The following is a 17,656-nucleotide window of genomic DNA, read 5'->3' as shown; positions in this document are numbered from 1 at the left end:
CTGCTCATCCCATCTTCTTAACTACAGATTCCACCTTTGTTTCGGAGGTAGCGGGTTTATCCCTTCTGTCGTCGATTTTTACTGTTGTAACCACACGCATAACGCCCTTTTTAAAAGGGGTTTCGTGCATCTCTCTGATTATGCTGAGAATCCTCTCAAGCTCTCCTTCGATGATGGTGCCCATGGAGGTCAAATCGTATTTAAGTCCAGAATTTTTAAGTACCTTTAGGGCATTTGCCACATATTCACTAAGGCTGGTATTCGGTACACCAATAGGCACTATACTTACCTCAACTATTGCCATCTGACTCTCCTTTTCCTCAGCTTTTCTAAATTCTTATGCACTCCGCCTCATAGAATTCTCGTTTGAATGGTTCATCAAGACGAATAAGCAAACGGTAGTTAGACCAAGATAGAGGTAATTCCCGAACCAGTGTCTCGGAAATTTCATGTCCTGTCTGGGGAACTGGCTGCAATTCGCCACACACTGTGTGGCTTTTTTCATCGGTTAATGCAGAAATCGATTGGTCACACACTGTATGACTTTTTTGAATAACACCCGAATAGGTAAGGTAAAACTGGCGGAAGGTTTTCAAATTAGTTAATCCCCAACCCTTACCGAACCGATGAGTCAAATCAATAGACAATTTCTTTAGGAGAGCCTCACCATATTCCGCTCGTTCTTTCCCCTTCTGTTCATACTCTACAATCCTTCTGCCCATTAGCCAATAAGTACTAACCAGAGCGGTATTTACGTACTGTACCGCAACCTTGCGCCCCTGCTCAATAAGAGAGGCGAGGTCGGTGATGAGGGTTGAATAGGGTTCTTTCTTAATTGCTTTGGTCATTTCCTAAAATCCTTTAAGGCATTTGCCACATATTCACCAAGGCTGGTATTAGAGACAGCAATGGGGACAATGCTTACCTCAACTATTGCCATGTGATCCTCCTTCTACCTGTGTCTATTTCAATTTGTAAATGCCTAATGACCGATATAACAGTTTAAGTTTCTTTTATAAAATCGTGAATTACCCGCTTAATATACTCTAAATGTCTTTCAACAGGGCGTGCTCCTGCTTCAGGCTTTAATGGCAAAGCCCCGACACCTTCATATGTTTCTACCGCATCGTGAGTTGGGTAAACAATCGCTTTTTCTCCTGGATAGAGAATATAAGCGCCTATGACATTCTGGATTGCTTCCCTGTAGGTATGCATCTTGTCGATGTCCTCATCCTTCCATGATTGAATAGTTCCGTCACTGGCTTCGCCGTAGAATCCGCCCCGCTCGCCTTTATACTTTGCGTCGAGAATGAGGATACTATCCTCCTTGGAGACGATAATGTCCGGCCGGAATGTATGGGAATAACTCTCATGGGCAAAATAATGTCTATCCAGTTTCTCACTTGGCTGCATACCGGCAGACCCGGCACAGGTCCTGTTAAACCATAATGAGACGCCGCCTTCATACTGGATGCAAATTCCCGGATTGACCCGTTGTTCCAGAGGTGCATCCGATACCACCGTTTTGCAGGATAGGGGTTTTCTTGTGTTGTCGAGGATGTCTTTGACGATAAAGAAAGACCAGTACTCAAACAGGGTTGGCGTGTCCTTTGTTTCTAAAAGATTTCTGAAGTCGTGAGTATCAAAATCACAACGAGAGACAAGCTGCATTAGAGAATACAGACGAAACAACTGACGATAACCTTCCCGGCGCTGCAACACCTGGGAATTTGCCGGGATGAGATGCATTGTGCCCACATCATGCCACATGGGGTCAGCCAGGAAATGACCGGTCTTCCTTTCCATCTGTTCTAAATGATCCTCTATATCAGGATTGAGATAACCGCCTGTTGTCCCCTTCATTGCCTTTTTTAAGCTAACCAGTCTATGTTGAACCGACCCCAGAAAATACTTTACGAATCGGTTTTCGTTGGTGTCCACTGTGTGATGTTTTCGTTCCTCAATTGCTTCAGTAGGGTATAACCGTTGACCTGTCCTGTGGAATATGGTGCGACCGCAACTTGTAGCAAGAAGGGGATGCCCATGTTTCAGGATGGCGAATCTTTCGGGGGAAGAGAACATATTTACCAGCATTGCAGGATCGAAATGGGTAACTGCGTCTATGGAATTATTCCGGAATTCCCTGTAAAGTCTGTGATGGGGATTTGACAGGATCAATGCGGCAATGGCATCCAGATTTGGAGAGCCGTCCAGCAGATATTTCTTGAGAAACAGATATTCCACATAGGCTATATCGTGCCCTGCTTTATCTTTCCGGTAACTTTGCCCGAGAGGTGTGGCAAAACTGAAGACAAGGTTGGCGTATTTTTCAGCGATATAGTCTAACATTGCCTCATAAGCTGTTTCGCTGATTTTTCTGCTTTCCACGCGGACAGGAACAGGTCCGATGCGTGTCAGGCCGACGCAATCGCGAAAATTGATCTCGAAGAGATGCCCGGGAAATGGCCGCTGGGTATAGACGCCGGATTGTGGGAAAAAGTCAGGGACTTGCTCTCCATAAAACTTAACAAAATAGGTCTTCCATTCCTCAAGTGTCAGGGGTGCAGCCTCGTCACAGATAAAAGATGAGGCTTCCTCTTCCGACGACGGGAACTCGAGAGCATCGGCAATAGCCATAAGGATTTTGGGTGAATAGTGAAGAACAGTCATATCACTCAATAAAGCTTGTGTAACCCTGGACTTTCAGATTCTGAATCATTCGCGCCAGTTTTTTGGCAGATCGGGGAAAAGATGCACCTTCATCATACGCTGCCGCTTTCTCCAGATAGAATTCATCGGGTACGCTCCCCTTGCCCTGGCAAATGGCAAGGAACTTCCATAGCGGCTCTTCCAGCTTTGCCTGGGTGCCGTGGAATTTTGGAAGGATCTTCTGGAGGATCTGGATATCCAAGGCTTCTTCAAGATTGAAATCCTGCACCATTTCAGAGGCAGTACGGATATAGCGGCTGATCTCGTTGACGACACGGTAACCGAAATGGAGGTTGTCGGGATGGAGAATACCCGATATTTTCAAAAGATGATCTTTGGTCTCGGGCGCCGTTTTCAGGATGCCCATGTAATCGGTCTTGGAACAGAATGGCGTTTCGCTTGCAACAGGAAGCAGCCTTTGCCGTACATCTTGTTCCTTCAGTGCAAACCGGTCCGATGCAATGATTCCTTTTTCATAATTTTCCAGATCAACTTCGTTGAATTCAATCACATTCGCCCGGTCCAGGACCTTCGGGCTGAACATATAGGTGGATTCATCGACATTGACGGTTCCCGTAAAATAAACATTAGGTGGGATATGAAACTTCGATGGAATTGGATATCCATCTTGCGTCTTAGCCTCCTTTATGGAATGAAGATGAATCGCCTCCCCCTGAGGTTTATCGGAAGTGCGGCTCTCCATGATACTTAGAAAATCGGAAAAATACTGTTCCACCTTTGCCAGGTTCATCTCATCGAGGATGATAAAATAAGGTTTGTCAGGATGCTCTTTCGCCTCGAGTAGAAGGCGCAGGACCGGTGTGTCGTGGTATTCTTCAGCCAGGAGATTGTAATAGCCAAGCAGCCCTTTGTTATCCATCCAATCGGGTCGTACTGGAACAAAAGCGATACGCTTTTCTCGTTCCTCCGGCGTCTCGTCCTGGCACAGGTATTCCGCAAAAATCTGGGCGATCTTCGTCTTCCCTGTTCCGGAAATGCCAGTAAGGATGACAAAGGGTTTGATTTTCAGAGAAAGAAAGTAGCGGGTTAGTATTTCCCTGGAGAAGAAATAGCCTTGGGCTTCGTAATAGTCATAAAGATTTTCCATGCTACCCCACATTTTCACGGTTCGTTTTGCCCAATCCACTTGCATATCTGTCATTTTTTTTTCACTCCTCGATTCTGCAGACCATATTTTTTTTATATTTTCTTCCGTGATAATACGCCAATTTTCTTTTAAAATGTGAGTAGTTTCTTTGATGCTGATTTCGATTTGATCCAGAACAGCATCAAGGGAAACTTCTTGACCAAGTTTTGCAATAGTTCTATATGCTAATTTAAAATCGTTAAAATTTGGGATGTATTTATTTGAAAAGTTGTTTATTTTTCGAGTTTCTTCAGTAGGTTTATCAATATTACCTGCAACTCTTCCTAACTCCAATGCTTTGTCCAAGCCGTCAATGACGGTTTGGAAATCTACATTTAATATATCCGCAAAGTCTTTAATGGCTCTTACTACCTTGCTGTCAACTCCCGTGCGATATGCTGCCAAGCGCTTTTTAACCCAGTTTGGGTGATCAGCTACCTTTTTGGCTCTCTCGGTGTCCAGTCGGTAATTGATAGGGATGGGCATCCCAGCCACTGCACAGACCATAACCAAAGTAATGCTCTCTGACCCATTCCGAGTCTCGGCATTGGTGGAGTATACGCTGGCATCTACCACTTTGTTATGATTTTTAACGATACTCTCCCAGTTATTATCGGTCGGCCAAGGGGGTGCTGCATTCCTTCTGCTCTCATTCATCTTTTTTCATCCTCATTATTTTCATCCCTCATTATGTCTGCACCAGATAGGGAGATTCTTTGCGAATGATTCTCTTCTCGATTGATCTTTTATACTTCCCGAATTCCATAATGTAGGCTCTTACCAATGGCTGAAGGCTGCAAACCTTCTAGTTCAAGAGGCTTAAGGGGGATATTGATGCAGTTTCCTATGCTCTGCCAGATACTTGATACTGCCAGGATATACCTTCTTGAGTCGCAAGCCATGGTTAACAGAGAGACGTTTCTTGTCCTCGGCAGTTAATCTCGGGGAAAACAAAATAGAACCTTTATCGTCAAAGCTGATCAATCCAACATCAAAAAGCGCGTCTATATTGGGTGCTAGTAGAAGCCCGTTATCTATATCTAACCTTTCCTCATTGGTGCAGTCGCGCCAAGGTTTAATATGCGATGCTCGAAGCACCTTAACTTCTTGGCAGCCTGTGACTGAACAGGACTGCCACCGCTTTAGTAGATTTTCCCTGAACTTGCCCTGTCCTATCCTTGCCTGTATTATTGCTTCTTTTTCTGTGGCATTCTCATACTCTGATTTGTGTTCTTCCAGATCAGTAAGAGCATCCTGCGGCCCTATTAGAATATCTCGTTTGAATCGGTACTTATCAACAACTTTTTCATATGGCAATCCGTGTTCTCTTTTCAAATGGGACAAATGCTCATATATTGCACCACGTAGATTTTTCAATTCATTCATAGTGGCACCATCTAACAACCTATAATCAATAACAGCGCATTCACCATCGTTTTTTCCATGCCCAAGCCAGTTCGAACCTCCAGAGTATTCAGAACGGTTTGGATTAAGGATTAACTTCTGGGTCTCTTCCCTATCTTGATCCTTATTCCTTTTGCTTGTCATACAATATCCTATAACAGTATAATCTTTATTTCTGAGAATCCATGTCACTGTCCCAAAATTCCTTGGATGCAATCAATGGAGTCTCAGCCCTGTTTCATGAAGTTTTATTCTCTCTTCGGAATCAATGGTTAACATCTCTCCTTTTTCGAGGCAATCTAAACAATGATGCAAAACTGCCAGTTGAGCCTGCTTCATTTCCTCCGATTCTGATGAAGCATAAACATCTTCTATCAGATTTAGAATTATTTCTTCCGTCAGGAGTCTGATCATCTTTGTATTTCCCTTTGTTTTTCAGTAAACCCTTATTCTCTGATAAAATTCCTATACCTTGGCCTATCCTTAACTGATGGTTGTTTATACAGGATAGAGGAACATCCTCCTATCCCAGGATAACCGTCGCTATTTGTTCTACAACCTCGAAATGTCTGTCTCTTGTAAGGAGCGTTCCCCCTACTTCCATGCAGGATGCCGCAATCCATACATCATTGATCGGTATTTTAGCCCCCTTTTTTTGTAATGATAAGAATAGTGTGGGGTTTTTCATCCACTGCATCTAGGATATATGCCGATTTTGTCTTACCCGCTTTTATGGCAGCTTTTGTAATCATCTCTTCTTTTTTCGGTGGTATTCTTAAGCTTAAAGGCATATACACCACCCTCCTCCTATGGCATTATAATAAATATGTATCTCGAAATAGTTATGGTATCAATGGTTAACAGAAAAAATCGGTAGCTGTTTTTTTTTGAAGTCGTCGAGGATTTTAATCTTCCCCTTCATATCTTGTCTTTATAGATATTAATAAACCGCCTGAGAGAACGATCGTATGTCTTTTCAACTTCAGGAGGAAAAAGGCAAGCCGGTAATTGTTTCATCTTCCAGTGGTATGCTAAACACTCACAACACCTCCCTTTGTTATCGCAGGGCTCGTAGGTACAATTACAGCGCTCCAGATTAGCCGCTGTATTATGACATTCCATACTGTTACCCCCTATTTTCACTAAGGAATACTCTGTATCCCTTATAGGTCATATAAATATCAGCTTTGCTGGATACCTCAAAGGGCGAATGCATGCCTAGCAAAGCTACTCCGCAGTCCACTATATCCATTCCGTAGCTTGCAAGATATTTGGCTATAGTTCCCCCGCCACCCTCGTCCACCTTACCCAGTTCGCCGGTCTGCCAGATAATATTGTTACGGTTAAATGCCTGCCTGAGCCATCCTACATATTCTGCGCTGGCATCACTGGAACCGGATTTTCCTCTGGACCCAGTAAACTTTGTAATACAGATTCCATACCCCAGTTTTGCGGCGTTCCTTTTTTCATGAACATCCTGATAATCCGGATCAAGTGCGCCATTAACGTCGGCTGAAATAGCCCTGGAATTCATCAGGGTCTTTCTTATTGCCCCCTCATCCGGCTTTACGCCTCCAGAGGATAAAAGGTCGGAAACTACAGCCTCTAAAAATCTGGATTTCGCCCCTGTATTTCCCTCGCTGCCTATCTCTTCCTTATCAAGGAACAGGACTAAAACAGTCTCTTTTGGGTTATTTATGTCTCCTATTGCCCGCATGCTGGTATATGCGCATGACCTGTCATCCTGCCCGTAAGAACCTATAAGGCTCCTATCCCATCCTATGTCCCTTGCCTTTTCAGATGGTACCAGTTCCAGTTCAGCGCTGATGAAATCCTCTTCGATTAAGCCAAAATTATCATTGAGGTATTTAAGAACCTGGAGCTTTATCCTGTCCTTGGTATCCTTATCAGGGAAGGGTATGCTTCCAGCAAGTATATTTAGTTTTTCACCAATAACTGCATCTTCCAGTTTCTTTTCGTATTGAGCCTTATGGGCAAGGTGGGGAGCTAGGTCAACTATGGTAAATATCGGTTCAGTCTCTTTTTCTCCCAGGCTTAAATCCATCTCGCTCCCATCTTTTTTGATTATCTTACCATGCAAGGACAATGGGCGTGAGACCCACTGATATTTTTTTATTCCCCCATAATAATGGGTTTTAAGAAGGGCAAGATCAACATCTTCATACAGGGGATTTTGCTTTAAATCCAGGCGAGGCGAATCTATGTGGGAAGCAATTATCCTTATGCCCTTTTCTATCGGTTTTTTTCCCAGAATACTCATTGCTACGGTTTTGTTCTGGAACACACTATAGATCTTTTTTGCCTTTCCTGGAGGTTTTCCAACACTTTTAAACCCCTTTTCTTCTGCAAATTTGACGATCTCCTTAACCGCCTGCCGTTCTGTCTTGGCACTATCAAGAAATTTTTTATATCCTTCTGAGAAGAGAAATACATCCTCTTTTTCTTTGCTATCCAGTCTGTCCCAGACAATGTCCCTCTTCAGCACCAGTTTTTCTTTTATCTCTTTAATCTCAGGTTTTTCGTCCTGCTCTGGCATCCTATTCTCCTCTCCTTATGCTAAACTTCTATCCTTTTCCTAAAGCCCTCAGTGTTTCCTTAAAGACCTTGTAAAATTTATCGTTATCGGAAATAGATTTTCTGAGTATATTCTTTATTTGAGGCAAATCTTTCTGGTTGATAACCAGGTTTGCACTCTTTGAAAATGCCATCATATTATTAAGGGTGGTGTATTGTTTCCCAATTAGTGCAAAAAAGGTATTTCTTCTGGTAACTATAGGCATGGGCTGGATATGACTTAAGACAGGGTTCTCAGACGGTGTCCCTCCACCGAACTCTTCATCGAGAACTATGACATCATAATGGGTAAACCTCATCTTCTCCAGCACATCTTTAGGATCTTTTCCCACACTCGCCCTGTATCCCAGCTCTTTCAATGCAGATATCAGTATTTCTTGGTTAGATTGATTATCATCACAGATTAAAGCCATTTTTTCACCCTCTTCATGGAATTCAACCGCCGTTTCATCGGAAGTCTCCTCTGGTAGTGCTCTGGTGTCAACGGAGATATTGCCATTACATTTAGGACATGGGATGTTTACTAACTTATCTTTAGGTAACTTTTCATCCGGAATCTTTAACTTAGTTTTGCACGTTTCACAGAAAATCTCCATTTATTCCCTCCTTAGTGTTTTTTCCTATAAGGGTCTTCTTTGCCATAGTCTTCATCTATATCTAACCCTTCGATGTCGGTAGTCTTCTCCCCTTTTGCACTCTTTATCATGTCCATTCCTCTCCCGACTATTGCCTTTTTCGAAGCGTATGCCATGGCTGTTTCCTCCGTGATCAGACCTGCCTCGTATTTTTTGATAATATCTGCGTCAAAGGTCTGCATACCATAAGCATCACCATCTGAAATTATATCATAGAAGGTTTTCCCTTCCGACTCTCCATTCAAAATAGACTCCTTGACCCTGAGATTCGTGCCCATAATCTCGAATACGGCTACTCTACCGCCACCAACTTTGGGTAAGAGCCTCTGGCATACTATCCATCTTATAGTATCTGCCAGACGGATCCTGGTCTGTTTTTCCTCTTCCTGTTCGAACATACCGATAATCCTGTTGATTGTCTGCCCGGCATCTACCGTATGAAGAGTACTCATAACCAGATGTCCTGTTTCCGCTGCACTTAACCCTATTTCTACCGTTTCTCTGTCCCTCATTTCACCAACCAGAATGACTTTGGGCGCCTGACGAAGGGCTGCCCTCAGGCCACTGGCAAATGAATCAAAGTCGCCGCCCAACTCCCTCTGGTTAAAGGTAGCCTGTTTGTGGGGATGTACAAATTCCACGGGGTCCTCCAGGGTAATTATGTGGATAGATTTCGATTCATTCATGTTGTTAAGCATAGCAGCCAGAGAGGTAGTCTTTCCGCTGCCTGTTGCACCTGTCACGAGGATGAGACCGTTTTTCTCCTGGGCTATCTTGGAAAAGATTTCTGGAACACCCAGCCCTTGTATAGTAGGGATTTTAGTCTCCAGTTTTCTCATTACTATTGAGTAGGAGGCTCTCTGGGAAAATATATTTACCCGGAATCTGGCTTTTCCTGCTAAATAATAGGACGAGTCACAGGACCCCTCTTTTAATAGGGTATGGAGAAGACGTCGGTCCTGGTTAATGAGATTTAGGGCGAATATCTCTGTTTGAAAGGGAGTCAGTTTATCTATGGGTGGATTCATTGGAACAGGAACCAGTTGTCCGGATGATTCCACCTGAAGGGGTTTGTCTGGAGTAAAATTTAAATCAGAGACATTGCCATGGGTTTGTAACATGGTGTCCAGTATACGGTCAATCTCAGGTTTTCTCATAACGTTTCTCCCAATCTCCAAAGTTTTAGGGTTTAAGTTTTGTCCCTGGATTCTCTATCATATCAGACATCTGTGAAATCATCAGGGGTGGTTTTCAATAAGGGTAGAAATTTAGTCTTGTCAATGCATTTGTTGTATGCCTCGTCAGGGGATATCCATCCTTTTTGCAAATATTGCATAATGGCATCGTCCAGGGTCTGCATACCATATTTCTTGCCTGTTTGAATTGCAGAGGGTATCTGAAAAGTTTTTCCTTCCCTGATTAGATTACGAACGGCTGCGGTACAGATGAGTATTTCAAGGGCAGCACATCTTCCCTTTTTGTCTATCCTCTTGAATAAGGTCTGAGCTATTACAGCCTTAATCCCGTCTGCTAAAGTAGACCTGATCTGGTCTTGCTGATTAGCCGGGAAAACCTCTATAACCCTGTCAACTGTTTTAGCAGCACTGGTAGTATGAAGGGTGCCGAATACCAGATGTCCGGTAGCGGCAGCCTCTATCGCCAGCGCTATAGTTTCCAGATCCCTCATTTCCCCCACCAGGATTATATCGGGGTCTTCTCGTAACGCCCCTCTCAAAGCCGCTGAAAATGATTTTGTATGAGATCCTACTTCCCTGTGATTTACTATGCAACTCTGGCTTTTATGGACAAATTCAATGGGATCCTCCACGGTAATAATATGGTCTTTTCTGTTTTTGTTTGCATAGTCTATTATGGCAGCCAGCGTTGTGGATTTACCGCTTCCTGTTGGCCCTGTTACCAAAACCAGGCCTTTAGGAAGCAAGGCAAGCTTGGTAATTACAGGTGGAAGACCGAGTTGTTCTGCTGTTAATACCTCACTAGGGATTTCTCTGAAAACGGCCCCGATTCCGTATTTTTGCTGGAAGAAATTGGCCCTATATCGAGCCAAACCGGGAATTTCATACCCGAAGTCTACATCTCCTGTTTCTTCGAAGAGCTTTACCTTCTCTTCAGGAGCTATTTCATAAAGCATAGCCTTTAGCTCATCATTCTCAAGCAACTTATATTTTACCCTTTCCATATCGCCTCTGATACGGAGTATGGGCTGGGAGCCGGATACCATATGTAAATCAGAAGCCCCCTGTTCATTCATCAGCTTAAAAAAGGCATCTATCTTTGCCATTTTATCCCCCTATAAATAAAAGTATAATGGTTAATTATAATGGTTAGTTGTCTGTTACGCAAACAGTTTTTTCCTTTTTCAGTTTCAGACTTTCCTGATAGACTTCCCTTTTTGAGATGCCCTTCTCATCTGAAATCATCTTGATCAAGTCCTTCATAGGTAAATCATATCTCTTTTGATAATCCTCTAAGAGTTTAGATGTCGGGATATCGTTTACACTGCTAGTGTCCTTCTTTCCCGATACCAACAGGGTAATTTCTCCCTTAATTTGCCGTCCCTTTAAAGCGGTTAAGACATGGGTTATTTCCCCTCTTATCACCTCTTCAAAGACCTTGGTCAGTTCCCTGGTAACAACGATTTCCCTATTGCCGCATATCTCCAGCAAGTCCTGGAGGGTAGCCCGTAACCTGTTAGGTGATTCATAGAAGACAAGAGTCCTTTTTTCTCCTACTATCTTTTCAATAAACCTCTTTCTTGCCGTGATTTTGTTCGGCAGAAAGCCCTGGAATACAAAACTGTCTGTAGAGAGCCCTGAGACGCTAAGTGCAGCAATCAGAGCTGATACTCCTGGAATAGGGATGACAGGAATTGAGCCTTGGAGGGCGAGTTTAATGAGGTGATAACCAGGATCCGAAATACCAGGAGTGCCGGCATCTGAGACAAGAGCTATATTCTCTCCGATCTCCAGCCTGTCTATGAGTTTTTTACCTTTAATGAGTTTATTGTATTCATAATAGCTGGTTAAAGGAGTTTTAATACTGTAATGGCTAAGCAGAATCCTTGTCCTTCTTGTATCTTCAGCGGCAATGAGATCAACTTCCTTTAGGGTACGCAAAGCCCTAAGGGTAATATCCTCCAGATTGCCTATGGGGGTAGCAACGATGTACAATGTTCCTTTAGATATGGAAGGGGTATTCTCGTCCATGATTTTAAAGGTTGTATAAAACCTCTTTACCGCTAAATACAGCCTCTTGCCCCAGTTCCTCCTCTATCCTGATTAACTGGTTGTACTTGGCTACTCTATCTGTTCTTGAGACCGATCCTGTCTTGATCTGCCCGGTATTACAGGCAACTACCAGATCTGCAATGGTTGTATCCTCAGTCTCGCCAGACCTGTGAGAGACAATGGCAGTATACCGTGCCCTCTTTGCCATTTCAATAGCATCCATTGTTTCTGTTAAGGTTCCTATCTGATTCACCTTTATCAGGATTGAATTTGCAATGCCCTTCTCGATGCCTTTTTTAAATATCTTTGTGTTGGTTACAAATATATCGTCGCCTACAATCTGTATTCTGTTCCCAAGGCGTTCTGTAAGAAGCCTCCATCCATCCCAGTCGTTTTCAGCCAGACCGTCTTCAATGGATATTATCGGGTATTTTTCAACCAAAGCTGTGTAAAAACTTACCATATCCTCTGATGACTTCTCAGGTTCTTTTTCAGCTCCCAGTATGTATTTACCATCTTTGTAAAAAGAACTGGCAGCAGAATCCAGAGCTATGTATACATCTTTTCCAGCTTTATACCCAGCCTTTCCGATACTTTCCAGAATCACCTCTATAGCCTCTTCGTTAGAGTTAAGGTTTGGCGCAAACCCTCCTTCGTCTCCCACCGCAGTGTTGTACCCTTTGCCCTTGAGGGTAGTCTTAAGATTGTGGAATATCTCTACTCCCATCTTTAAGGCGTGGCTGAATGACTCTGCCCCAAGAGGCATTATCATAAATTCTTGGATATCTACATTGTTGTCGGCGTGTGCCCCACCATTTAGGATATTCATCATAGGTACAGGCAAAACTTTAGCATTTACTCCCCCAAGATATTGATATAAGGGGAGACAGAGTAGTGCAGCGGCTGCCTTGGCTACCGCCAGGGAGACGCCCAGAATTGCATTGGCACCGAGCGTCTTCTTATTTTCAGTGCCGTCCAGTTCGATAAGCCTTCGGTCTATGAGTTTCTGATTTATGGCATCCAACCCAATAACCTCAGAACGAATTGTTTTATTCACATTATTAACCGCCTTGCTGACCCCTTTGCCTAGAAACTCTTTTTTGTTTCCATCCCGGAGTTCAATAGCTTCCCTTTCTCCTGTAGATGCGCCGGAAGGAACACATGCCCTTCCCATAACGCCACTTTCGAGGATCACATCTACCTCTACGGTTGGGTTCCCCCTAGAATCAAGGATCTGTCTGGCATGAATATCCGCTATTTTACTCATAAATAGTTTCCCCCCCTTTATATCATCTCTGATAAAATAATCAATAAAGCCTTATTCCATCCAATGGGTCCTGCTCCGGGGGCACGGCTAAGGTTTGGCAAATCTATTTGCCTGTCATATACGCCCCCTGGTTTCTGGACTAAAACAGGTATATCTGCCGCTTGCAGCATGGGCAGATCATTAAAGCTGTCACCAAGCGCTACAGTTTTTAATTCAGTGTGAGCTTCTTTATACATTTCGGCAATAATATTTACAGCCTTTCCTTTATTGTTGTCTCCCAATAGATAGAAAAATCGTCCACCTTTCGTAAGATTCAAATTCAGATTTTTTATGCTTTTATTTAATTCTCTTTCCTCGTTTTCATCACCATCAAAGACAAAGGGCTCTGTATATTCTCGCTGCTTTGCCAGGACTGCCTCTCTCTGGGAGAGCCCTGTTAAATTTATTACCTCGTCCAGATCCATTTCAGAAAAACCCCTGATTCTATTTCCAAATCTATTTTTTAAAGTTTTAAATTGCACTATTAATTTCGGGTAATGTATTCCTAGCTTAATGACACGATACCCGTCCCTTTCAATATGTTTATTTTTAACGGGCCCCAAATTATTAGAGATAAAAATAGCACCACCATTTTCACTTATAAAGGGGTCATTATTGTCCAGCCTTTCCCTCCATATCTCGATCTCTGCCCTCGTTTTGCTGCTGCACAGGATAAGAGGGATATGGGCTTCCCTCACCAGATCGAGGGCTTCTCTTGCTGCATCGAAGGAATATGTATTATGGTCCAGCAGCGTGCCATCCAGATCCGTAAAGATTATAAGATTTGCCTTATTCATAACTTATTTCGGTTGGTTCGTCATCTTGTCCAGATCAAAAGCTGTTCACGGGGTTCTGTAATTAACCGTTGTATATATTTTTATCTTAACAGAACAATCTGTAATAAGTCAAACTGAAAGGTAAGTGAGAGCCCAGTTTATCGAGATATTAATGTCAGGTGACGTGAAAGATAAGGAGTTGTTTTAATTTTTAAATGAAAAATTTATAGAAAAAACTTGACAATATAAGATTTTTATTCTAATTTAACAAATTAAACATTTATATAACATCGTGACAAGAACTTTAAACGCTTACAACATATTTGACTTTATACTACTTATAAAGCCAAAAGGTCAGGGAACTAGATGCTTTAAACTATGGTTAAGGAATGACCTAAAAAATTAACTATGAATGGAGGTGAAAACGATGAGGAAATTAGGTTATCTTTTGGTTTGCTTTTTCTTTGTCCTTGGCCTGACAGTATCTACTATTGGATGCAAGGGAAAACCGGCCGAGGAAGCGGGGGCACCAACGGAACAAGTGACTCCAGCTCCTGCTCCAGCAGAACAGGCCCCTGCTCCAGCAGAACAGGCTCCTGCTCCAGCAGAACAGGCTCCTGCTCCAGCAGAGAAAGGGAAATAAATGCTATATGTTCTAAGTGTTATATCACTGGAACAGGAAGCTCTTTGAGGTAAACCCTCAGAGGATTCTTAAATGGTGAAGAGGGGGGGGCAATACCCCCTCTTTCCCTCTCATCAGGGAGGGGAATGAAGGGTATCGGGTTATCTCTTTTGAGAAAGAGAGGCGGTGCCCTTTTTTTTTGGGTTCTTGAAGCAGGTGGAAGAAAAAGAGTGTTGACTTCATATCGCCTATTAATTATAACTAAAAAAGGGTAGATTCTAAATAAATAGAAAAGGAGATGCCATTATGGAAGTTCAGGAAAAAGAATTTGGAACAGTTAAGATAGTCAGAAAAGAGGGTTTTGCCAAGGTAATCTTGAACCGGCCAGAAAAGCTAAATGCCTTGAGCCCAGAACTTATACATGACTTTATAGCAGCCTGGGCTGAAGTAAAGGATGATGATACAGTAAGAGCATTAATTATTACGGGAGCCGGCCAGTCCTTTAGTGCTGGCGGTGATGTGGTAAAGGATATAAACCCATTAAGAGAAATGGGTGTTACAGAGTACCATAAGTATTTTAGTGTGGCAGACGAGATGTACCGGGGGATAATTGATGTGGAAAAACCTGTAATAGCTGCCATAAACGGATATGCAGTAGGAGCTGGTCTTGACCTCGCCCTCTCGTGTGACATAAGGATTGCTGCAGAGGATGCAAAGATGGCAGAGTTTTTCGTTAGAATGGGTATAACTCCGGAGCTGGGAATCTATATGTTGCCTAGGCTGGTTGGATTGGGGTGGGCAAAACTGATTTGTCTTACCGGAGACATCATAGATGCAGCCCAGGCAGAGAAGATAGGCTTGGTTGAGAAAGTTGTGCCACCAAAGGAATTGATACCTGCTGCTGAAGAATTAGCAAAAAAGCTTGCAAACGGCCCAGTGGCCATAGGGACCATTAAAAAGGCAATCAACGAGTCCTTAAAGATGACCCTTGAATCTTCCCTGGATTATATATCGAGGCTACAGTATCAGTTATGTCATACTGAGGACCATAAAGAGGCTGTTACCTCATGGTTAGAGAAGAGAAAACCGGTCTTTAAGGGGAAATAAAGGATAGGCATTTCCTGGCAACCTCTATAGTCTTCTCTATATCCTCATCAGTATGTGCCAAGGACACGAAGGACGCTTCGAACTGTGAAGGTGCCAGGTAAATCCCTTGTTCAAGCATTGCTGAGAAATATCGTGCGAATCTTTTAGTATCACTTGTCTTGGCAGAAGAGTAATCTGTTACCTCTCTGTCGGAAAAAAAGAGGGTGGACATGGACCCTATCCTGGTGGAGAAGACAGGTATACCCATTTTTTTTGCGGCATTTTCTATTCCTCCTGTCAGTATCTTGGCCTTCTCATCTAAGATTTCATATACCCCCTCCTGAGAGAGTATCTTTAAGGTCTCAACCCCTGCTGTCATAGCAAGGGGGTTGCCAGATAGGGTTCCAGCCTGATAGACTGGCCCCAAGGGGGATATCTTCTCCATAATCTCCTTTTTGCCACCAAAGGCTCCTACAGGCAATCCGCCGCCTACAATCTTTCCCAAACAGGTTAAATCCGGGAAAACACTGTATAGCTCCTGGGCGCCCCCAAAAGAGACCCTGAATCCGGTAATGACTTCGTCGAATATCAGGACTATACCGTGTTGATCACAGAGTTTTCGGAGTCCTTCCAAAAACCCCGCTTTAGGCTGTATAACCCCCATATTCCCCGGGATAGGTTCCACTATTATGGCTGCTATATTTTCTCCATCTTTTTCTGTTACTTCTTTGACAGGTTCTAAATCATTGAAGGTAAGGGTCAGGGTATTTTTTGCAAAATCCCATGGAACACCAGGACTGTCCGGAATGCCTAGGGTAGTGGCCCCTGATCCTGCTTTAACCAGAAGACTGTCAACATGACCGTGATAGCACCCTTCAAACTTGATTATTTTATCCCTGTTGGTGTATCCTCTGGCCAGTCTAATGGCACTCATGGTAGCTTCGGTACCAGAACTCACCATCCGAACCAATTCGATAGATGGTACGGCATCTACTATCATTCTTGCTAGTTCTACCTCCAGACCGGTAGGTGCACCAAAGCTGGTGCCGTTCTCCATAGCCTTTTTTAAAGCAGAGATAACATTAGGATGGGCGTGCCCTACAATCATTGGCCCCCAGGATCCTACATAGTCTATATACTCGTTGCCATCCGCATCGTAGATCTTAGACCCTTTAGCCTTCTCTATAAAGAGGGGGCTGCCGTCTACAGCCTTGTATGCCCTGACAGGGCTATTTACCCCGCCTGGTATGTATCTCTGGGCTTCTTTAAAAAGATATTCAGAGGTTTTTGTATTCACAGTATCTCCTTTAACAAACTATCCTAGAGAACAAGGTTACAAAACGGGGACTTTCCCCCTTCCATATCAGCTATACTCTTTTTTCTCAGCATTTTCCAGAACCTCTCTGATAAAAGGAAGGAGATAAATATTCTGTGTGTCGAAAGTGGAGAGTGCTCGGGACAGGATTTTTATTCGGCTTTCCATTGGTTCAGAACGGTCTATAAATATCTTATAGGTTTCTTGGACTTTACATATACCTCCTCTGACGGAAACCTCTTCATCTCCCAGTTTTTCATAGACGATTTCAATACCAAGCCTTTCAGCAAGATCCTCAAGAGATTCCAACACCTTTCTAGATTGCATGTTCATTAATTTATCAAAAATATTCCATGCTCGTTTTCTTGAACTCCTCAGTGCTAAATAGAAGTTCGTAATCTTTGACCCCTGTTTTCTCTGATAACCCCTTCACTATTTTTAGACACCCTTCTCTTGTTTTTGCATGAATCATGGTAAAAAGGTTGCCATTCCATTCTGGTATAGTGTGTCTTTCATAACAGTGGGTTACCTCCTTAAAGGATGCCATTATCTTTCCTACTCTTTCCACATCCTTATCCGGAACTGCCCAGACTGCCATGGCATTAGCATTAATGCCTACTTTTCTGTGCCTGAGGGTGGCACCAAAGCGTCTTATATAGCCTTTATCTATTAACTCCTGGACCTTTTTTAGCAGATTTTCTTCTGGTATGCCGAGCTTCTCAGCAATGTCCAGGTAAGGGCGTGGGGTTATGGGTAAGTCCTTTTGAATCTCCCTAATTATCTTTTTATCCAGGTCGGTCAAGGACATAAATA

21 protein-coding genes are annotated in these 17,656 nt (G+C 43.1%); 2 read left to right on the top strand and 19 right to left on the bottom strand.

The window, feature by feature from the left end; all coding sequences use genetic code 11:
- Positions 1 to 4: 4 nt before the first annotated feature.
- The 16 genes from AB1401_06225 to AB1401_06150 all read right to left on the bottom strand — a co-directional run bounded on the left by AB1401_06225 (position 5) and on the right by AB1401_06150 (position 13,841).
- Complete coding sequence (locus tag AB1401_06225; protein MEW6615047.1) at positions 5 to 304, bottom strand: MTH1187 family thiamine-binding protein; 300 nt, start codon at positions 302 to 304, stop codon at positions 5 to 7.
- Between the two features lie 25 nt (positions 305 to 329).
- On the bottom strand, positions 330 to 848 hold the full coding sequence (locus tag AB1401_06220) for a DUF1016 N-terminal domain-containing protein (protein MEW6615046.1): 519 nt from the start codon (positions 846 to 848) through the stop codon (positions 330 to 332).
- 154 nt (positions 849 to 1,002) lie between these two features.
- Positions 1,003 to 2,670, bottom strand: a complete 1,668-nt coding sequence (locus tag AB1401_06215) for a DUF2357 domain-containing protein (GenBank protein ID MEW6615045.1) — start codon at positions 2,668 to 2,670, stop codon at positions 1,003 to 1,005.
- Position 2,671: 1 nt separating this feature from the next.
- Entirely contained in the window at positions 2,672 to 4,513 is a 1,842-nt protein-coding gene (locus AB1401_06210) for an AAA family ATPase (protein MEW6615044.1), read from the bottom strand.
- 162 nt (positions 4,514 to 4,675) lie between these two features.
- On the bottom strand, positions 4,676 to 5,404 hold the full coding sequence (locus AB1401_06205) for an HNH endonuclease signature motif containing protein (protein ID MEW6615043.1): 729 nt from the start codon (positions 5,402 to 5,404) through the stop codon (positions 4,676 to 4,678).
- 72 nt (positions 5,405 to 5,476) lie between these two features.
- On the bottom strand, positions 5,477 to 5,674 hold the full coding sequence (locus AB1401_06200) for a hypothetical protein (protein ID MEW6615042.1): 198 nt from the start codon (positions 5,672 to 5,674) through the stop codon (positions 5,477 to 5,479).
- 109 nt (positions 5,675 to 5,783) lie between these two features.
- The gene (locus tag AB1401_06195) at positions 5,784 to 5,948 is read right to left on the bottom strand and encodes a PIN domain-containing protein (protein ID MEW6615041.1); all 165 of its coding nucleotides are present in this window, start codon (positions 5,946 to 5,948) and stop codon (positions 5,784 to 5,786) included.
- Complete coding sequence (locus tag AB1401_06190; protein MEW6615040.1) at positions 5,902 to 6,051, bottom strand: DUF1778 domain-containing protein; 150 nt, start codon at positions 6,049 to 6,051, stop codon at positions 5,902 to 5,904. Before AB1401_06190 ends, AB1401_06195 begins: the two co-directional genes overlap by 47 nt.
- Positions 6,052 to 6,178: 127 nt before the next feature.
- Complete coding sequence (locus tag AB1401_06185; GenBank protein MEW6615039.1) at positions 6,179 to 6,382, bottom strand: DUF6485 family protein; 204 nt, start codon at positions 6,380 to 6,382, stop codon at positions 6,179 to 6,181.
- Between the two features lie 4 nt (positions 6,383 to 6,386).
- On the bottom strand, positions 6,387 to 7,817 hold the full coding sequence (locus tag AB1401_06180; protein MEW6615038.1) for an aminopeptidase: 1,431 nt from the start codon (positions 7,815 to 7,817) through the stop codon (positions 6,387 to 6,389).
- Between the two features lie 28 nt (positions 7,818 to 7,845).
- Positions 7,846 to 8,451, bottom strand: a complete 606-nt coding sequence (locus tag AB1401_06175; protein MEW6615037.1) for a response regulator — start codon at positions 8,449 to 8,451, stop codon at positions 7,846 to 7,848.
- Positions 8,452 to 8,462: 11 nt separating this feature from the next.
- Entirely contained in the window at positions 8,463 to 9,647 is a 1,185-nt protein-coding gene (locus AB1401_06170) for a PilT/PilU family type 4a pilus ATPase (protein ID MEW6615036.1), read from the bottom strand.
- 62 nt (positions 9,648 to 9,709) lie between these two features.
- Complete coding sequence (locus AB1401_06165) at positions 9,710 to 10,792, bottom strand: type IV pilus twitching motility protein PilT (GenBank protein MEW6615035.1); 1,083 nt, start codon at positions 10,790 to 10,792, stop codon at positions 9,710 to 9,712.
- Between the two features lie 43 nt (positions 10,793 to 10,835).
- On the bottom strand, positions 10,836 to 11,681 hold the full coding sequence (rsmI, locus tag AB1401_06160) for a 16S rRNA (cytidine(1402)-2'-O)-methyltransferase (protein ID MEW6615034.1): 846 nt from the start codon (positions 11,679 to 11,681) through the stop codon (positions 10,836 to 10,838).
- A gap of 40 nt (positions 11,682 to 11,721) precedes the next feature.
- Entirely contained in the window at positions 11,722 to 13,005 is a 1,284-nt protein-coding gene (gene eno, locus AB1401_06155; protein ID MEW6615033.1) for a phosphopyruvate hydratase, read from the bottom strand.
- Between the two features lie 17 nt (positions 13,006 to 13,022).
- The gene (locus AB1401_06150) at positions 13,023 to 13,841 is read right to left on the bottom strand and encodes an HAD-IIB family hydrolase (protein MEW6615032.1); all 819 of its coding nucleotides are present in this window, start codon (positions 13,839 to 13,841) and stop codon (positions 13,023 to 13,025) included.
- Between the two features lie 406 nt (positions 13,842 to 14,247).
- On the opposite strand from AB1401_06150, the gene AB1401_06145 reads away from it, so the two are divergent.
- Both AB1401_06145 and AB1401_06140 read left to right on the top strand, forming a co-directional pair.
- On the top strand, positions 14,248 to 14,463 hold the full coding sequence (locus AB1401_06145) for a hypothetical protein (protein MEW6615031.1): 216 nt from the start codon (positions 14,248 to 14,250) through the stop codon (positions 14,461 to 14,463).
- Positions 14,464 to 14,748: 285 nt separating this feature from the next.
- Positions 14,749 to 15,549, top strand: a complete 801-nt coding sequence (locus AB1401_06140) for an enoyl-CoA hydratase/isomerase family protein (protein ID MEW6615030.1) — start codon at positions 14,749 to 14,751, stop codon at positions 15,547 to 15,549.
- Here the strand turns inward: AB1401_06140 and hemL are convergent.
- From hemL to ahbB, 3 genes are all read right to left on the bottom strand, one after another.
- Positions 15,536 to 16,825 carry a glutamate-1-semialdehyde 2,1-aminomutase gene (hemL, locus tag AB1401_06135; protein MEW6615029.1) on the bottom strand — a complete coding sequence of 430 codons (1,290 nt, stop codon included), beginning with the start codon at positions 16,823 to 16,825 and terminating at the stop codon, positions 15,536 to 15,538. The genes AB1401_06140 and hemL overlap by 14 nt on opposite strands.
- Before the next feature lie 66 nt (positions 16,826 to 16,891).
- On the bottom strand, positions 16,892 to 17,176 hold the full coding sequence (locus tag AB1401_06130) for a hypothetical protein (GenBank protein MEW6615028.1): 285 nt from the start codon (positions 17,174 to 17,176) through the stop codon (positions 16,892 to 16,894).
- A 7-nt stretch (positions 17,177 to 17,183) separates the two neighbouring features.
- On the bottom strand, positions 17,184 to 17,651 hold the full coding sequence (gene ahbB, locus AB1401_06125; protein MEW6615027.1) for a siroheme decarboxylase subunit beta: 468 nt from the start codon (positions 17,649 to 17,651) through the stop codon (positions 17,184 to 17,186).
- Positions 17,652 to 17,656: the final 5 nt, after the last annotated feature.

This window comes from Thermodesulfobacteriota bacterium (assembly GCA_040757775.1).
Lineage (GTDB): Bacteria > Desulfobacterota > UBA8473 > UBA8473 > UBA8473 > UBA8473.
This window is presented reverse-complemented; position numbering and strand designations above follow the sequence as displayed.

What these genes read in the sequence shown, in the direction of transcription:
- AB1401_06225 (MEW6615047.1), bottom strand. Translation starts at nt 304, where the DNA reads ATGGCAATAGTTGAGGTAAGTATAGTGCCTATTGGTGTACCGAATACC.
- AB1401_06220 (MEW6615046.1), bottom strand. Translation starts at nt 848, where the DNA reads ATGACCAAAGCAATTAAGAAAGAACCCTATTCAACCCTCATCACCGAC.
- AB1401_06215 (MEW6615045.1), bottom strand. Translation starts at nt 2,670, where the DNA reads ATGACTGTTCTTCACTATTCACCCAAAATCCTTATGGCTATTGCCGAT.
- AB1401_06210 (MEW6615044.1), bottom strand. Translation starts at nt 4,513, where the DNA reads ATGAATGAGAGCAGAAGGAATGCAGCACCCCCTTGGCCGACCGATAAT.
- AB1401_06205 (MEW6615043.1), bottom strand. Translation starts at nt 5,404, where the DNA reads ATGACAAGCAAAAGGAATAAGGATCAAGATAGGGAAGAGACCCAGAAG.
- AB1401_06200 (MEW6615042.1), bottom strand. Translation starts at nt 5,674, where the DNA reads ATGATCAGACTCCTGACGGAAGAAATAATTCTAAATCTGATAGAAGAT.
- AB1401_06195 (MEW6615041.1), bottom strand. Translation starts at nt 5,948, where the DNA reads ATGAAAAACCCCACACTATTCTTATCATTACAAAAAAAGGGGGCTAAA.
- AB1401_06190 (MEW6615040.1), bottom strand. Translation starts at nt 6,051, where the DNA reads ATGCCTTTAAGCTTAAGAATACCACCGAAAAAAGAAGAGATGATTACA.
- AB1401_06185 (MEW6615039.1), bottom strand. Translation starts at nt 6,382, where the DNA reads ATGGAATGTCATAATACAGCGGCTAATCTGGAGCGCTGTAATTGTACC.
- AB1401_06180 (MEW6615038.1), bottom strand. Translation starts at nt 7,817, where the DNA reads ATGCCAGAGCAGGACGAAAAACCTGAGATTAAAGAGATAAAAGAAAAA.
- AB1401_06175 (MEW6615037.1), bottom strand. Translation starts at nt 8,451, where the DNA reads ATGGAGATTTTCTGTGAAACGTGCAAAACTAAGTTAAAGATTCCGGAT.
- AB1401_06170 (MEW6615036.1), bottom strand. Translation starts at nt 9,647, where the DNA reads ATGAGAAAACCTGAGATTGACCGTATACTGGACACCATGTTACAAACC.
- AB1401_06165 (MEW6615035.1), bottom strand. Translation starts at nt 10,792, where the DNA reads ATGGCAAAGATAGATGCCTTTTTTAAGCTGATGAATGAACAGGGGGCT.
- eno (MEW6615033.1), bottom strand. Translation starts at nt 13,005, where the DNA reads ATGAGTAAAATAGCGGATATTCATGCCAGACAGATCCTTGATTCTAGG.
- AB1401_06150 (MEW6615032.1), bottom strand. Translation starts at nt 13,841, where the DNA reads ATGAATAAGGCAAATCTTATAATCTTTACGGATCTGGATGGCACGCTG.
- AB1401_06145 (MEW6615031.1), top strand. Translation starts at nt 14,248, where the DNA reads ATGAGGAAATTAGGTTATCTTTTGGTTTGCTTTTTCTTTGTCCTTGGC.
- AB1401_06140 (MEW6615030.1), top strand. Translation starts at nt 14,749, where the DNA reads ATGGAAGTTCAGGAAAAAGAATTTGGAACAGTTAAGATAGTCAGAAAA.
- AB1401_06130 (MEW6615028.1), bottom strand. Translation starts at nt 17,176, where the DNA reads ATGAACATGCAATCTAGAAAGGTGTTGGAATCTCTTGAGGATCTTGCT.
- ahbB (MEW6615027.1), bottom strand. Translation starts at nt 17,651, where the DNA reads ATGTCCTTGACCGACCTGGATAAAAAGATAATTAGGGAGATTCAAAAG.